We start from the raw sequence: 14,806 nt of genomic DNA on the forward strand, positions 1-14,806 counted from the left end.
ATGGACCGGTATCAGGCACAACCCTTTCAAACCGGGACAGACACATCGGGACCCGCCCTTCACAAGTGTAAGGCAGCACATGCTGGAGTTTGAAAATGTCAGCAAATCCTTCTGGACCGGGACGCGCCGCAAGGTGATCCTGGATCGGGTTTCGTTCCGCGTTGAACTCGGCACTTCGCTTGGGGTTCTTGCCCCGAACGGTACCGGGAAAACCACGCTTATCAACATGATGGCGGGGCTTGAAAAACCGGACGAGGGCGTGATCCGCCGGGACTGCAAGGTTTCGTTCCCCATGGGGTTCACCGGCGGCGTATCAAACAAACTTTCGGCTTTGGAAAACTCGCGATACATCGCCAAGATTTACGGGCTGGACCCGGATTATGTCGAAGCCTACTGCATGTGGCTGTGCAATCTGGGCGAATACTTCAATCAGCCGCTGGCCACCTATTCCTCGGGCATGAGGGCGCGATTTACCTTTGCTCTCATGCTGGCGCTCGATTTCGACATGTACCTGATCGACGAAGGAATGCCGGCGACGACGGATGTTGAATTCAACAGGAAAGCAGGCTCGATCCTGCAGGAGCGGTTGCGGACAACCACACTTGTCATCGTTTCCCATAACCCTGCAACACTGGAAAAATTTGCGCGCAAGGCGGCTGTCCTGATGGATGGGCAGCTCTATATGTTTGAATCCTTGGAAGAGGCGAAGCAGTTGTATGACTACCAAACCCAGGGCTAGGAAATACCGGGTTCCCCAACCCGATGGTGCGAAAGGCGACGGTGACGGCCTGTCACGTTCACAGGCGATCGAAACCATTCGCCGTGCGACCCAACCGCAGAACCCCGAAGAAAACCAGACGGCGGCAGGCACCGAACTGGACGCGATCAAACGCGAGGGGCTGACAGGACGGCAGTTGCGCATGGCGCGCCGCCTTGCCCAAAAGCACAATCTGGCCGCAACCTCGGACTACGATGCGGTGCGGCTGCTGCGCCAGTCCGGAATCGATCCGTTTCAGAAATCGAACCTGCTTGATCTGGTGGCGTCGGAAAATACCGGCGACGGACAGAACGCCGATGGGCAGGACCCAAAGAAAGTCCAGCTGCCGCAAACCGTCAAAGCAAAGGGTGAGTCGCTACCCTCGCCAGAGCTGAACCCGGCCCAGCGTCGCGACATCGAAATCGGCCAGATTCAGAAAGACATCGCAAAACGCCGCCGCCGCAAGCTCATGGGGTTGTTTGCACGGCTGGCCGTATTCGTGCTGCTGCCGACAATCATTGTCGGGTATTACTTCTACCGCATCGCGACCCCGCTTTATGCCAGTAATTCCGAGTTTCTGATCCTTCAGGCCGATGGTGGCCCGGGCAGTATCGGCGGTTTGTTTGCCGGAACCCAGTTCGCGACAACCCAGGATTCCATAGCAGCGCAATCCTATCTCGAGTCGAAGGAAATCATGCTGAAACTCGACCAGGAGACAGGGTTTGCCGACCATTTCAAACAGGACTGGATCGACCCCATATTGCGCCTGGCTCCGGACGCGACGACCGAAGACATCTACAAAGTTTACAAGCGTGTTGTCACAATCGGCTACGACCCGACCGAGGGTGTGATCCGTATGGAGGTTGTGGCCGCGGATCCGGAAACCTCAACAGTCTTTTCAGAGAAGCTGATCGAATATTCTGAGGACCGCATTAACAATCTGTCCGAGCAAAAGCGCGAGGATCAGATGCGCGAAGCCCTGCAAAGCTTTGAAAACGCGCAGCAAGAGCGTCGCAATGCGCAGGAAAATCTGGTGGACCTGCAACTGAAAGGCGCCGTTCTTGATCCCGAAGGCGTCATCGCCAGCTTAAGGGCGCGGATCAATCAGGTCGAAGTCCAGTTGCAGGAAAAAGAGCTTCAGCTTGCGGCACTGCTGGATAACGCGCGCCCCAACAAAGCAAAGGTCGAGGGTGCGCGCAGCGATATCGAACGGCTAGAGGCGGTGCTGGCCGACCTCAATAATGAGATGGTCGATGCATCCAACGGCGAAAACTCGCTTGCCCGGCTGAGCGTCAGGATTCAGATGGCTCAGGCAGACCTCGTGACACGGGACATGATGTTGCAGACGGCCTTGCAGCAAATGGAAACGACCCGGCTGGAGGCGAACCGTCAGGTCCGTTATCTGACCGTATCGGTGAACCCCGTGCCCAGCCAGGAACCAAGCTATCCGCGCAAGTTCGAAAATACGATTTTGGCTTTCCTGCTTTTTGCTGGTATCTACCTCATGATCTCGCTTACCGCGTCGGTCCTTCGTGAACAGGTATCTTCATAAGTCCCATGAAACATATAAAAATCGCCGATCTGACGGTCGGCAACGACCTTCCGCTTACCATCATCGCCGGCCCCTGCCAGCTTGAAACCGCAGATCACGCCCAGATGATCGCCGGCGTCATGAAAGAGGCCTGCGAAGCAGTGGGCGCGCAATACGTTTTCAAAGCCTCCTACGACAAGGCCAACCGCACATCGCTAAGCGGCGCGCGCGGGATGGGAATTGACGCCGGTCTCAAGGTGCTGGACGACATCCGCAAGACTATGGGTGTGCCCGTCCTGACCGATGTGCATTCCGAGGCGCAATGCGCCATCGCCGCCGAGGCAGTGGATGTGCTGCAAATCCCCGCTTTCCTGTGCCGCCAGACCGACATGCTGCTGGCCGCGGGGAACACCGGTGCGGTGCTCAACGTCAAAAAGGGGCAGTTCCTCGCCCCGTGGGAAATGCAGAATATCGTCACCAAGATCGAAAGCACCGGAAACCACAACATCCTGCTGACCGAACGCGGTGCCTCTTTCGGCTACAACACCCTTGTCGCCGACATGCGTTCCCTGCCGATCATGGCACAGACGGGATACCCCGTGGTGATGGATGCCACCCACTCGGTGCAGCAGCCCGGCGGTCGTGGCGGCTCGTCCGGCGGCCAGCGGGAATTCGCTCCGGTTATGGCACGCGCGGCGGTCGCCGTGGGAACTGCGGCGGTGTTCATGGAAACCCATCAGGACCCAGACAATGCCCCTTGTGACGGCCCGAACATGATCTACCTCGATCAGATGCCCAAACTGATCGATACCCTGATGCGCCTTGACGAGCTGGCCAAGGCCAACCCAATTCAGATTTGAACCAACGGAATTTGACATGACCAAACCCCTTGCCGAGGTGACCCCGAACACCTGGAGTTTTCTGCGCGACGCGATGATCAAGCCCACGGGCTTTCGCGAATATGACGCACGCTGGAAATACCCTGACGAGATCAATCTGCCGGGCATGACCGCCCTTGGGCTTGGTCTGGGCACCCAGATGCACAAGCGCGGGATCGAACCCGTCATCGCGATCGGCAACGACTATCGCGACTATTCTCTGGCGATCAAGAACGCGCTGATCCTCGGTCTCATGCAGGCCGGTATTCAGGTCAAGGATATCGGCCCCGCGCTCAGCCCGATGGCCTATTTCGCCCAGTTCCACCTTGATGTGCCCGCAGTTGCGATGGTGACGGCCAGCCACAATCCCAATGGCTGGACCGGCGTCAAGATGGGCTTTGACCGCCCTCTGACCCATGGTCCGGATGAAATGGCCGAACTGCGCGATATCGTTCTGAACGGCGAAGGCGTGGCGCGGCCCGGCGGGTCCTATGAATTCGTCGATGGCGTGAAAGAGGCCTATATCGACGATCTGGTGGGCGATTTCAGAATGTCCCGCCCGCTCAAGGTCGTCTGCGCCACCGGCAACGGTACCGCTTCGGCCTTTGCGCCCGAGATTTTCGAACGCATGGGGGTCGAGGTCGTGCCCAGCCACAATCGGCTGGATTACACCTTCCCCAACTACAACCCCAACCCCGAAGCGATGGAGATGCTGCACGACATGGCCGATACGGTCAGGTCCAGCGGTGCCGATCTGGCGCTGGGTTTTGACGGCGACGGCGACCGCTGCGGCGTTGTCGATGATGAGGGCGAAGAAATCTTTGCCGACAAGGTCGGCGTCATCATGGCGCGCGATCTGGCCAAGCTGCACCCCGGCGCGACCTTTGTGGCCGACGTGAAATCCACCGGCCTGTTCGCCAGCGATCCCGAATTGCAGGCCCGCGGCGTCAAAGCCGATTACTGGAAGACCGGCCACAGCCACATGAAGCGCCGCGTCAAGGAAATCAACGCACTGGCGGGGTTCGAAAAGTCGGGTCACTACTTCCTCGCCGAACCCATCGGACGCGGTTACGACTGCGGGATGCGGGTCGCGGTGGAAATCTGCAAGCTGATGGACCGCAATCCGGACAAAAGCATGTCGGACCTTCGCAAGGCTCTGCCGAAAACCTGGTCGACACCGACCATGTCTCCCTACGCGTCGGACACGGAAAAATACGATATCCTGTCCCGGCTGGTGGACAAGCTGGTTGCCAAGGCCGAAGCGTCGGAACCCCTTGCGGGCCGCGCCATCAAAGAGGTTGTCACCGTCAACGGCGCACGGGTCATTCTGGACAACGGCAGCTGGGGGCTGGTGCGCGCCTCGTCCAACACGCCCAATCTGGTTGTCGTCTGCGAAAGCAGCGAAAGCGAGGATGAGATGCGGGCGATTTTCAGGGACATCGACGCCGTCATTCAGACCGAACCGGGCGTCGGAGAATATGATCAGACCATCTGATCCGGACAAGGACGCCGCAAGGTTCAGCCCCTTACAGTAAGTGGTACAGGTGAATGATAATGAGGCTCGGAACTTAATTTCCGTTCCGAGCCCAAAGCGGACGCTGAGTAATAATGTTCAGCGTTTAGGTTAAAGAAGACATACTGTCTCAAATTTTATTAAGCTCGAGTAGTTCATTGAGTTGAGGAACTCGCATGTCGACACCAGAAAATAGACTAGAGAAATTGGGTTTAAAACTGCCGCAGCCTACCAAGCTGCCCGAGGGCTTGGTTCTGCCCTTTGATTTTGTGAACATCAGAGGGGATCGCCTCCTTTTTTCGGGGCATCCCAAAAGCGCAGTTGATGGCAGTCTGAGCGGCCCCTTCGGAACAGTTGGGGCTGATATAACAACAGAGCAAGCATATACAGAAGCTCGCGAAGTGGCGCTGACTGTGTTCGCGAATATCAAGGCGGAAATCGGCGAGTTGTCTCGAATAACAGGATGGCTCCGCGTTTTCGGAATGGTGACTTCTGCGCCGGGCTATTCGGAGCAGCATGTTGCAGTGAATGGATTCAGCGACCTTGTGATCGAAGTTTTCGGTCAAGATATAGGCCGCCATGCTCGCTCAGCGATTGGTGTGTCCGGGCTGCCACTTGGGTTTGCAATGGAAATAGAGGGAGAAGTATTAATCTCTACGTAGTTGCCGGGGCCAGCTTTGTCCGCTGACCGGACCTCAACACTCTGCACCCGAAGAAATCCCCGGGCGCTTTTGCTCGACATAGAATAACAAGCCCACAGACCCGTGGCCGCGCGTGCAACAATTACTGCAAAGGGCCGGCCGCAAGGTGTCCCTTTTTCTTATTCATGGACGGTGTTGCACACGACCCTTAATCGCCCAGCAGTTTCAGCAAGCCCTTTCTGGCTTCGTCTTCCAGCTTGTCCTTGACCGCTTCTTCGATCTGCTCGGTTTCGGTGATCGTGGTGTTCAGCTCTTCGCCCACTTTCTCGAAAACCTTCTGCTTGGCGTCATCCTCCAGTTCCTTGACCTTGACCTCGGTCGCGGCCTCGATTGCCTTGGTCAGGTCCGGTTTGATCGACGGATCGCTCCACGGCCCCACGATCCGCACCGGCACCGCGATCCCTTTGCCGGAATTCGCGCGTAAGGCGACAGGCGTGAACAGATAATCGATGTTGCGCTTGCCGATACCGATACGCCCGGTTCCATCGGCGCGATAGTTGTCCAGCAACATCAGCAGATCCTTGTTTTTCAGATTGCCGTTCTTCATCGTGAAGCTGGCGCTGAGGCTGTTGAAAACGGTTGTCCCGCCGCTTCCTTTGCCCTTGCCCATCAGCCGGTCCAGATCGACGCCCGAGATGACACCGCCATCCATGTCGATACGCCCCTTGCCACTGAGCGAGCGCATGATCTGATTTTCGGTCTGACCCACTCCCAGAAATTCCAGCGACCCCGACGCCTTGCCTGACAAACGCTCAATACCCCCGAGCGTGGTCAGGGCCTGATTCAGATCGATGCCATCGGCCTTCAGCTTACCGCCGACCGACAACCCGTTTCGGTTATTGGCAACAACCTGCCCGGATATCTGACCCGAAAACAATCTGGCGGGGTTCATCTTGACCACACCCCGCGAGTTTTCCAGTTTCAGTGTCAGTTTGCTTTTGCCGAATTGCAGCCCCGCAACCGAAATTGCGTTTGCGTTCAGCCGGATCAACCCGTTTGCCAGCGCCAGCGCCGACGCATCGATTGGGTCCTTTGACCAGCCGTCGCCCTGACCAGCCTGGCCAGATTGACCGCCCCCCGATGCAGTTGAAGAATTCGTTGCAGCGCCCGTTTCCTCTTCTGTCCCGATCACTTTGGACAGATCCAGATGGTCCGTCGACAGCCGGGCCGTAATGCGCGGCGGGTCTGCGACAACGATATCCGCCTCCCCCTCAAACCGGTTGTTGTCCAGCTTCGAAACCATCTCGCGCAGGGACAGGCGCCCGTCACTGGTATATGTCATCCGGGTCGAAATGTCGGCCGCCTGACCCAGACCGTAGGGCACATGAATGCCGCTTTGGCCAAGTGCGGCAAACATCCGCATCGAATTCCCGGCCTTGATCTGCGCGGTTCCGTCCAACTCACCGGCAATATTCACACGGCCCGCAAAACCGATCTGCCCCCCTGGCGCAGTCAATTTCATCTCCATCCCAGTTGCGGCACCCGATGAAAATTCGGGCAGATCGGGGATTTTTAGATCAACGTCGACTGGCCCCTCTCCGATATTCAACTGCGCCTGCATTTCCATCGGCGCATCCGGTGATGGCCAGCTGGCCTCCAGATCAACGTTATCGAAATCGAAAGTGGCCTGGCCATTTTCCACATAGACGAGGCGCGCGTTTGACAGTTTCAGCATATCCAGCGTCACGCTGGGTACATCTGCCGCCACCGCATCCGTTCCACCACCAGCGGCCGAGGGCTGTGCTGCAGGACCCGCCACGGGCGACGGGGCGCTGAATTCCCAGTTTCCCTTGCCATCCGAGATTTCAAGGCGCAGCACCGGGTTTTCGGCAAGGATGCGGCGGATGGCCAGTTCACCGGCAAACAGCGCGGCGGCGTCGACGCCAACGGCCAGACTGTCCGCCTCAAGCATGGGCTGCGGACCCGCCCAGGCGGCATTACCAAAGGTGACAGCCTCTGTCTCCAATCCCAGAACCGGCCAGAAGGACAGCCGCACATCGCCTGTCAGGGTCAACTCCCGACCTGTCTGCGCCTTGACCTGCTCGGCCAGTATCGCGCCCAGTTTGTCGCCCGGCATCAGCAACAATGCGCCGATGACCAGCCCGATCACCGCGATCAGAATGAATACGATCCGTAACAACCAGCCCATGTTTCTGCTCCCTGCCTGTTCGGTCTTGTGGGTTTGGTGCAAGTCAGCCCTGCGCGGACAACATTTGCAAGGGGAGAAGTTCCCCACTATATGCCGCGCCATGACCACGAACCCGCCAAACCTCCGCCCCGACCTGGCGCCCGCCGCCCGGATCACCGAGACACCTCGCATCAACCAGCCGACCATCGGTATGGTGTCGCTTGGATGTCCCAAGGCACTTGTCGACAGCGAACGCATCCTGACGCGCCTTCGGGCCGAAGGATACGGCATTTCGCCCGACTATTCCGGTGCCGATGCCGTGATCGTGAACACCTGCGGGTTCCTCGACAGCGCCAAGGCTGAATCGCTGGAAGCGATCGGCGAGGCTCTGGTGGAAAACGGCAAGGTCATCGTTACGGGCTGTCTGGGGGCCGAACCGGATTACATTCGCGAGCATCACCCTCGCATTCTGGCCGTGACCGGCCCGCATCAGTACGAACAGGTGCTGGACGCGGTGCATGTCGCCGTGCCACCCGATCCGGACCCGTTCGTGGACCTGCTGCCCGCATCCGGCGTCAAGCTGACACCGCGCCATTACAGCTATCTCAAGATTTCCGAGGGCTGCAACCACAGCTGCAAATTCTGCATCATCCCCGACATGCGCGGCAGACTGGCCAGCCGCCCGGCCCATGCCGTCCTGCGCGAGGCGGAAAAGCTGGTCGACAACGGCGTGCGTGAGTTGCTGGTCATCTCTCAGGACACATCGGCCTATGGGCTGGACCGCAAATATGACGTGAACCCGTGGAAAGACCGCGAAGTGCGCAGCCACATCACTGATCTGGCGCGCGAGCTGGGTCAGCTGGATGCCTGGGTGCGGCTGCATTACGTCTATCCCTACCCCCATGTGCGCGACCTGATCCCGCTGATGGCGGATGCGGGGTGCAATGTGCTGCCCTATCTCGACATCCCGTTCCAGCATGCCCATCCGGACGTCCTGAAACGCATGGCCCGCCCGGCCGCTGCCGCCAAGACACTGGACGAGATCGCCGCCTGGCGCGCGACATGCCCGGACATCACCCTGCGCTCGACCTTTATCGTCGGCTATCCCGGCGAGACCGAGGCCGAATTCCAGACCCTGCTCGACTGGATGGACGAGGCGCAACTGGATCGTGTCGGCTGCTTCCAGTACGAAAACGTCGACGGCGCGCGGTCGAACGACCTGCCCGATCACGTGCCTGCCGAGATCAAGCAGGAGCGCTGGGAGCGGTTCATGGAAAAGGCACAAGCCATTTCCGAGGCCAAACTGGCCGCCAAGGTCGGTCAGAACATCGACGTAATCGTGGATGAGGTCGACGACGAAGCCGCCACCTGCCGAACCAAATCCGACGCCCCCGAGATCGACGGGAACCTGTTCATCGATGATGGGTTCGAGGGGTTGAAACCGGGGGATATCGTGACTGTCGAAGTTGAAGAAGCCGGGGAGTATGACCTGTGGGGGCGAATTCGGTAACCTGTTTCAGTTGCCTACTTGAAAACTGAACACTGTTTTTTCCTCGTCCCAAAGTCTCCAATCTACATTTCCTGCTTTCGCTTTTTCGAACGTAATCTTTAACGTTTCTACCACTCTGCAGCTATAATCTATTGAAAGAGATAATCCCGAGTTTATTGAAAACACTGATGAGGCATTCACTCCTTGATTCTTTTTAATAGTTTTCACATGTGAATTACCCGCTTCGTGACCAAGAAAAACAGATGGCGGTTTTGGTGCCGTCGCAGGTTGAATTTGGCGATAATACTTCTCACCTTCAGCATGCCGTGAAGCAGGATCAATACCAACAACGGTCGCGGTATAACGAATATCATTTGGGTTATAGTGGTTTACATACGCTTGAATATCCACATGAAGAGGAACAGATATCTGCTGCGTGCCCGCTTTTTTTACAAAATTGCTACTTAATTTCAGCGTCAAGTTATTCCAGTACGAAATCCCAAATGCAGCGCAACTGAACTTCATGGTTGCTTCACTTTGTGACTCTGTCTCAAACTCCGCAGAAATCTCAACATGGTTAGATATTTTTTTGTCCATGGTGACATCTACAATTGGCGCATAAACGGTTTTCCTCTCGGGCGGCGAGGAATGTTTATAGTAGGGTCCAAAAATAGTTTCGATCTTAGTTAAAATTTCATGAGCATCAGTATTTGATCTCACATTCATTACGTCAGGATATAAATCCGAATACTTATGCGGCACCAAAACAGAAGGTTTCAGGAAATCAATAACCTCAAATACATCACTGGCTTCATCAAAATGGCGAATCGGAGCTTGAAAAAATAGATCGCGTACGGAGTAATAGAAACGAAGCGGTTCATTTTCCCAAGCTGAATGCAAACTTTCAACATTGGCGCCTAGTGGCGTAAAGCCAGAACCTTGAAGTTCTGTTTCATCAAAATCATACATAGCCCTCTCCAATAGATAGATATAATCCTGACTCGAAAGGATAAGTTGATAGCCTCAAAAATTTGAATGTAGCAACTATCCGCTACGGAAAATATTGGGATTAAGGTGACTTTACTACAGCTTTGAATTTTAGCAATGATAGTTCAAATTGATCGATTGGCGCGATTGTAACGGTTCTTGTTCAAAACAGCCCAACCAAAACCACCACCCAAGCCACGCCCGCTGCCACGGCCGTTAACGCTACAGCCGCACTTGCCGCATCCTTGGCCTGCCCCGCCAGTTCGTGATGATCGGTCGAGGTGTGATCCACCGCCCGCTCGATGGCGGTGTTGAACAGTTCGGCCACCAGCACCAGTATCCCCAGCGCAAGGATCAGCGCGCGCTCTGCTGCGCCAAGCGGCAGCCACAAGGCCAGCGCGCCCGAGATCAGATTGGCCCAGACCCACACACGAAAGGAATACTCGGCGCGCCAGGTAACAACCAGACCCTGCCAGCTCCAGCGGGTGCGATCCCTTAGACGTTCGAAAAAGTTGCGCATGAGGGCTCCGGTCGTTCCAGCATACGGGTCGAAACTCCTGCCCGGCGGGCAAGAAAAAACCGCCCCAAGGGCGGCGCTGTCTCCAAAGGAAAACAGGCGGCCCCCAATAGGACCGCCTGTGGAATTCTTATTGTGCGACCGGGTTACAGACGGTCTGACCTGCTTCGGTGGTGGCCAGTTCATAGCCTGCCGAGCAGCTCGGGGTGCCGTACTTGTCATAGTCGGGCTGGATGTAAACCGGGGTCGGCTCTTCCTGCTGCGAGCACGCGGTCAAAACAACTGCGACGGCACTGAGAGCAGCGAGTTTAAGTTTCATGTCCATCATTCCTCTAATACTTTTCTGATATTGCCCAACTATTCGGGGCTTTGCATAGGATACGTGGTTGTTCACGATCTGGCAACCGAATCCGCCCATCAGTTCGGAGATGAGGCGAAACTATGCCGTAATATCAATCTTGTCGGATGAATCAGGCGGTATCAGCCGCTCATTTTCGCTTGCGCGAGCGCAAAGCCGCCTTGCGCATCGCAAAACCGCTCAAATCGCCCGGTTGACCTATCTCAGGCCGTTCAGCATATCGGCGTTCGCACAGAAATCCGGCGCCGCATCAGCCCTGGTCTGCTGGCACGCCAGCCATAGCGCGCACTTGTCATGGCAATGCGCCGCGCGACATCCGGTGATCAGTTCGGCGAATTGGTGCGACGACATACGGCCTTCGGCCATGGCTTCGGTAAAAGATACCCCCATGCAGCGGGCGACCGAGCGTGTGAGCCAAAAGTGTTTCTCGATATCTCCAATCGGGACCTGCGCCATCATCATTCCTCTGTGCGTCCGTTCCGAAGCTCGGCAAAACGGGCCCGGTTCGGGCAGGTCTCTGGCGCTTCGGCTATGCTCTGGTTTTCATCCAGCCACGCGGGGCAGCGCCCGGCCCATTCGCAGCTTCGGCACGACTGCACCATCCCGGCCCACTCATCCTGACTCAGCCGCCCGCTTCGGTGTTCGGACACGATGTCCACACCGGTTGCCTTGCCCATTCTCAGCACCAATCGAAGGTGCTTCATGATATCTCCGAGACGAGGCATTGCAGGGTCCACCGTTCAGGGGTTGAGACGTTCGAAAAGCTCCTGATTTCTGCAGTATTCCGGGGTGATCGGAGAGTGCTGGTTTTCCGAAAGGAACCGCGCGCAATGTCCGGGGTTCGGGCAGTCGCTGCACCTCAGCACTGCGTCCGAGATCTCATCAACGGAAACCTGGCCGCCAATGGCAGACTCCTGCAGGTCGATACCAAGGGCTCCCGCCATTCTGTCAACCAGTTCAGCATGATGGCGGAGCTTATTCGGATCGGACATCGTCGGTTCCTTTCTGTTGCGCTGTACAGTGGATACCGCAGCGCAGGCGCCCTGCCCTTGATGCAGGTCAAGACCCCGAACCGATGCTTTCCAGATAGGCACGCGTCGCGTCCTGAACGCGGCGAAAGCGATCTCCGCCCAGCTTTTTGCCGCCATACCAGCGTGTAACGACAATGACATGATCGCGCAGTTCCGCCCGTTCGATCATGCGCAGAATCACCATACCGGCCCCGGATTCACCGTCATCGGCCTTCAGGCCCCCGGTTGGCAGCATGGCCGCCCACGTGTTGTGCGTCGCCTTCGCATAGGCGCGATCCGATTTCAGCTCGGCCAGAACCGCATCCACCTCGGCGCGGCTTGAAACCTTTGCACCGCTTACGGCGTATTTCGAACCACGGTCGGTCAGGATCACACCCAACTTTGTCAGAGCGGTCATTGCACCAGCCCCAACCGGGCAGCGGTCTGGTTAACGATCTGGACACGCTGGGCGTTGGGGGGATGCGTTCCCAGAAACCGGTCGCCGGGATCAGGGATGCGCTCAAAAAACTTGACGCCGATAAGGGGGTTGTAGCCCGCCTTGTAGGTGATGATCGTCCCTAGCTGATCCGCCTCCAGCTCGAATTCCTTGGAATAGCTGCGCGCGCCAACAACTGCGCCCAGTTTTTGCGCCGATTCGATGCCCGCAGCATCACTTCCCAGCAAAACAGCCAGCCCGCCCAAAGCCACCGCGCCAGCCTCGGCATTCGCGGATTGCCGGGCGAGATGTCCGCGAATGTGGTGCGCGGCTTCATGCCCCATGACAAAAGCCAGTTCATCGCCGTTGCGCGCAGACTTTATCATCGACTGGGTGAAGATGATGACCGGACGCCCCTCTTTGTCGAGTGTCTGATACGCATTGACCTGCGCGCGCGGATTGGGATCCACAACGATCCTGAAATCGCAGTTTCCGTCGCTGGTCCGGCGTCGGCATTCGGACCGTGCTTGCGCCCCGATGTTGCGGCTGATCGCATTGAAATCCTTGGGCGCAGCCTGCGCATTGACCGTGGCAGGACCCCCTTGCGGCTCGGGATAGGCAATGGGCGCGGGTGCTGTCGCCGTACACCCGGCAATCGCAAGAACCAGCAAAAGAACAATCCGGCGCATCATGGGCCCCTCTAACGATCAGAACGGACAGAAAGAATAGCCCGGGCAATCAGCCACTTCCACTGTCGGTTTTTCTTTCAGCGGGTTGCCAAGCCCCGATTTGCCCTGCAGTCTGCCGATATGTTTTCGATTGAGCATGAATTCGACTCGACCGTCATTACTCTGGTGGACGAAGGTGACACACCCCTGCAAGAGGACGTGATCATCAACAGTTTTGCCGAATGCGTGACGCTGGAACAACTGGACCCCAGAACACAGCAGGTACAGAAAATCACACTGTCACCCGAACAGGTGCGTGATCTGGCCGCCGCACTGGACCTGCCCGAGGGGGTGTACCAGATACGGGAAACGCCGCCTCAGGAAACCTGAAGCAGCACAGACATCGGGCACAGGTTTCCACTGTCGCGAACGCTGGCGGGCATCCCGGTTCAGAAAGTTGAAAAATCGCGCTTTTCCCCTTGAATCAGAGGCGTCCCTGCCCGAGATACAGATGGCTTATGTAAAAAGGCTTCACATATGACGCTCAAAAATCCCGCCGCGCTGGAATTCCTGCTGTCCCGCCGTTCGCGCCCTGCCAAAACGCTGATCGCCCCTGCCCCCACGCGGGAGGAACTGATGCCGCTGCTGACCGCTGCGGCGCGCTGTCCGGATCATGGCAAGCTTGAGCCGTGGCGGTTCATCGTTCTGGAAAAAGGCGCAATGCCGCGCCTTGCGGACCTGACCGGATCGCGCGGCGAAGCACTGGGAAAAACGCCGGAAGATATCGCCAAGGCCAAAAACCAGTTCGAACTGGGACAACTGGCCGTCGCCGTGATCGAGGTGCAAAAGCCATCCGAAAAGATCCCGGCCCTCGAACAGACCTATTCAGCCGGTGCCGTGTGCCTGTCGCTGCTGAACGCGGCACTGGCGGCCGGATGGGGGGCGAACTGGCTGTCGGGCTGGCAGACCCACGACCGGGAATTCTGCGAACAGGCATTTGGGCTGGCGTCAAACGAACGTGTCGCCGGGCTGATTCACATCGCGACCGAAGGGTCTGCACCGCCCGAACGGCCCCGGCCGGACATTGATGCGATCACCCAATGGGTGAAGGAATGATCATCCTCAATTCCTTTTTCATGGCGCTTGGCCAGATCGGCGATCCGAGGTTTCGAAAGGTGCTGCTGCTGGGCGTCGGCCTGACATTTGCCCTTCTGGTCGCCGCCTATGCCGGTTTCTTGTGGTTTCTCAATACGCTGGTCGGCGAACAGGTCACCCTGCCGATACTGGGCGAGGTGACGTGGCTGAACGACCTGCTCAGCGTTTCGTCGTTTCTGCTGATGATGGTCCTGTCGGTGTTCCTGATGGTGCCGGTGGCGTCGGCCATCACCTCGATGTTTCTGGACGAGGTCGCTCAGGCGGTCGAGGACAAGCATTACCCGGCCCTACCGGCCGTTCCTCATGTCCCGATATGGGATTCCTTGCGCGATACGCTCAGCTTTCTGGGCGTCCTGATCGTCGCGAACCTGCTGGCCCTGATTTTGTACGCGATGTTCACGCCGCTGGCGCCGTTCATATTCTGGGCAATGAACGGGTTTCTTCTGGGACGGGAGTATTTCACGCTGGCCGCCATGCGGCGTCTGGGCCGCGAAGGGGCGCGCAAGCTTCGCGCGCAGCATATGCCAACGATCTGGATCGCCGGCACGTTGATGGCCATTCCGTTGTCGATACCGCTGATCAACCTGCTGATCCCGATTATCGGCGCGGCGACCTTTACCCATATCTATCACGGGGTGGCAGCCACCAGCCGGTGACCGCCACGCCGGTTTTTACAGC

18 protein-coding genes are annotated in these 14,806 nt (G+C 57.6%); 9 read left to right on the forward strand and 9 right to left on the reverse strand.

Annotated elements, in window-relative coordinates:
- The first annotated feature begins 79 nt into the window (after positions 1-79).
- The 5 genes from ACR0NA_RS07340 to ACR0NA_RS07360 all read left to right on the forward strand — a co-directional run bounded on the left by ACR0NA_RS07340 (position 80) and on the right by ACR0NA_RS07360 (position 5,341).
- Positions 80-739 carry an ATP-binding cassette domain-containing protein gene (locus tag ACR0NA_RS07340; RefSeq protein ID WP_170650940.1) on the forward strand — a complete coding sequence of 220 codons (660 nt, stop codon included), beginning with the start codon at positions 80-82 and terminating at the stop codon, positions 737-739.
- A complete protein-coding gene (locus tag ACR0NA_RS07345) occupies positions 717-2,309 on the forward strand; it encodes a KpsE/RkpR family capsule polysaccharide export protein (RefSeq protein WP_480727497.1) in 1,593 nt (530 codons plus the stop codon). The genes ACR0NA_RS07340 and ACR0NA_RS07345 overlap by 23 nt, the downstream gene beginning before the upstream one ends.
- 5 nt (positions 2,310-2,314) lie before the next feature.
- Complete coding sequence (gene kdsA / locus ACR0NA_RS07350; RefSeq protein WP_480448699.1) at positions 2,315-3,148, forward strand: 3-deoxy-8-phosphooctulonate synthase; 834 nt, start codon at positions 2,315-2,317, stop codon at positions 3,146-3,148.
- A gap of 16 nt (positions 3,149-3,164) precedes the next feature.
- Positions 3,165-4,661 carry a phosphomannomutase/phosphoglucomutase gene (locus tag ACR0NA_RS07355; protein WP_480727500.1) on the forward strand — a complete coding sequence of 499 codons (1,497 nt, stop codon included), beginning with the start codon at positions 3,165-3,167 and terminating at the stop codon, positions 4,659-4,661.
- Positions 4,662-4,855: 194 nt separating this feature from the next.
- Positions 4,856-5,341 (forward strand): RidA family protein, encoded by a 486-nt coding sequence (locus tag ACR0NA_RS07360; protein WP_480727502.1) that lies wholly within the window; start codon positions 4,856-4,858, stop codon positions 5,339-5,341.
- Positions 5,342-5,528: 187 nt separating this feature from the next.
- Here the strand turns inward: ACR0NA_RS07360 and ACR0NA_RS07365 are convergent, their stop codons facing one another.
- A complete protein-coding gene (locus ACR0NA_RS07365; protein WP_480727504.1) occupies positions 5,529-7,529 on the reverse strand; it encodes an AsmA family protein in 2,001 nt (666 codons plus the stop codon).
- Positions 7,530-7,629: 100 nt separating this feature from the next.
- On the opposite strand from ACR0NA_RS07365, the gene rimO reads away from it, so the two are divergent.
- On the forward strand, positions 7,630-9,018 hold the full coding sequence (rimO, locus tag ACR0NA_RS07370; RefSeq protein ID WP_480727507.1) for a 30S ribosomal protein S12 methylthiotransferase RimO: 1,389 nt from the start codon (positions 7,630-7,632) through the stop codon (positions 9,016-9,018).
- A 6-nt stretch (positions 9,019-9,024) separates the two neighbouring features.
- On the opposite strand, the gene ACR0NA_RS07375 is transcribed toward rimO, so the two are convergent.
- From ACR0NA_RS07375 to ACR0NA_RS07410, 8 genes are all read right to left on the reverse strand, one after another.
- Positions 9,025-9,966 (reverse strand): hypothetical protein, encoded by a 942-nt coding sequence (locus tag ACR0NA_RS07375; RefSeq protein WP_480727510.1) that lies wholly within the window; start codon positions 9,964-9,966, stop codon positions 9,025-9,027.
- A 181-nt stretch (positions 9,967-10,147) separates the two neighbouring features.
- The gene (locus tag ACR0NA_RS07380) at positions 10,148-10,504 is read right to left on the reverse strand and encodes a diacylglycerol kinase (RefSeq protein WP_480727512.1); all 357 of its coding nucleotides are present in this window, start codon (positions 10,502-10,504) and stop codon (positions 10,148-10,150) included.
- Between the two features lie 127 nt (positions 10,505-10,631).
- A complete protein-coding gene (locus tag ACR0NA_RS07385; protein WP_480448691.1) occupies positions 10,632-10,820 on the reverse strand; it encodes a hypothetical protein in 189 nt (62 codons plus the stop codon).
- Between the two features lie 237 nt (positions 10,821-11,057).
- Positions 11,058-11,321, reverse strand: a complete 264-nt coding sequence (locus tag ACR0NA_RS07390) for a DUF6455 family protein (RefSeq protein WP_480727517.1) — start codon at positions 11,319-11,321, stop codon at positions 11,058-11,060.
- Entirely contained in the window at positions 11,318-11,584 is a 267-nt protein-coding gene (locus ACR0NA_RS07395) for a DUF6455 family protein (protein ID WP_480727520.1), read from the reverse strand. Before ACR0NA_RS07395 ends, ACR0NA_RS07390 begins: the two co-directional genes overlap by 4 nt.
- A gap of 15 nt (positions 11,585-11,599) precedes the next feature.
- Positions 11,600-11,851 carry a DUF6455 family protein gene (locus tag ACR0NA_RS07400; RefSeq protein WP_480727522.1) on the reverse strand — a complete coding sequence of 84 codons (252 nt, stop codon included), beginning with the start codon at positions 11,849-11,851 and terminating at the stop codon, positions 11,600-11,602.
- A 67-nt stretch (positions 11,852-11,918) separates the two neighbouring features.
- Positions 11,919-12,287 (reverse strand): YigZ family protein, encoded by a 369-nt coding sequence (locus ACR0NA_RS07405; protein WP_480448689.1) that lies wholly within the window; start codon positions 12,285-12,287, stop codon positions 11,919-11,921.
- Positions 12,284-12,994 (reverse strand): M48 family metalloprotease, encoded by a 711-nt coding sequence (locus ACR0NA_RS07410; protein ID WP_480727524.1) that lies wholly within the window; start codon positions 12,992-12,994, stop codon positions 12,284-12,286. Before ACR0NA_RS07410 ends, ACR0NA_RS07405 begins: the two co-directional genes overlap by 4 nt.
- Positions 12,995-13,114: 120 nt before the next feature.
- Between ACR0NA_RS07410 and ACR0NA_RS07415 the strand changes: the two genes are divergently transcribed.
- From ACR0NA_RS07415 to ACR0NA_RS07425, 3 genes are all read left to right on the forward strand, one after another.
- Positions 13,115-13,363, forward strand: a complete 249-nt coding sequence (locus ACR0NA_RS07415) for a hypothetical protein (RefSeq protein ID WP_480727526.1) — start codon at positions 13,115-13,117, stop codon at positions 13,361-13,363.
- A 147-nt stretch (positions 13,364-13,510) separates the two neighbouring features.
- The gene (locus tag ACR0NA_RS07420; RefSeq protein WP_480727528.1) at positions 13,511-14,089 is read left to right on the forward strand and encodes a nitroreductase family protein; all 579 of its coding nucleotides are present in this window, start codon (positions 13,511-13,513) and stop codon (positions 14,087-14,089) included.
- Positions 14,086-14,784 (forward strand): EI24 domain-containing protein, encoded by a 699-nt coding sequence (locus ACR0NA_RS07425; protein WP_170650956.1) that lies wholly within the window; start codon positions 14,086-14,088, stop codon positions 14,782-14,784. The genes ACR0NA_RS07420 and ACR0NA_RS07425 overlap by 4 nt, the downstream gene beginning before the upstream one ends.
- Positions 14,785-14,806 lie beyond the last annotated feature (22 nt).

The organism is Ruegeria sp. C11 (genome assembly GCF_056537725.1).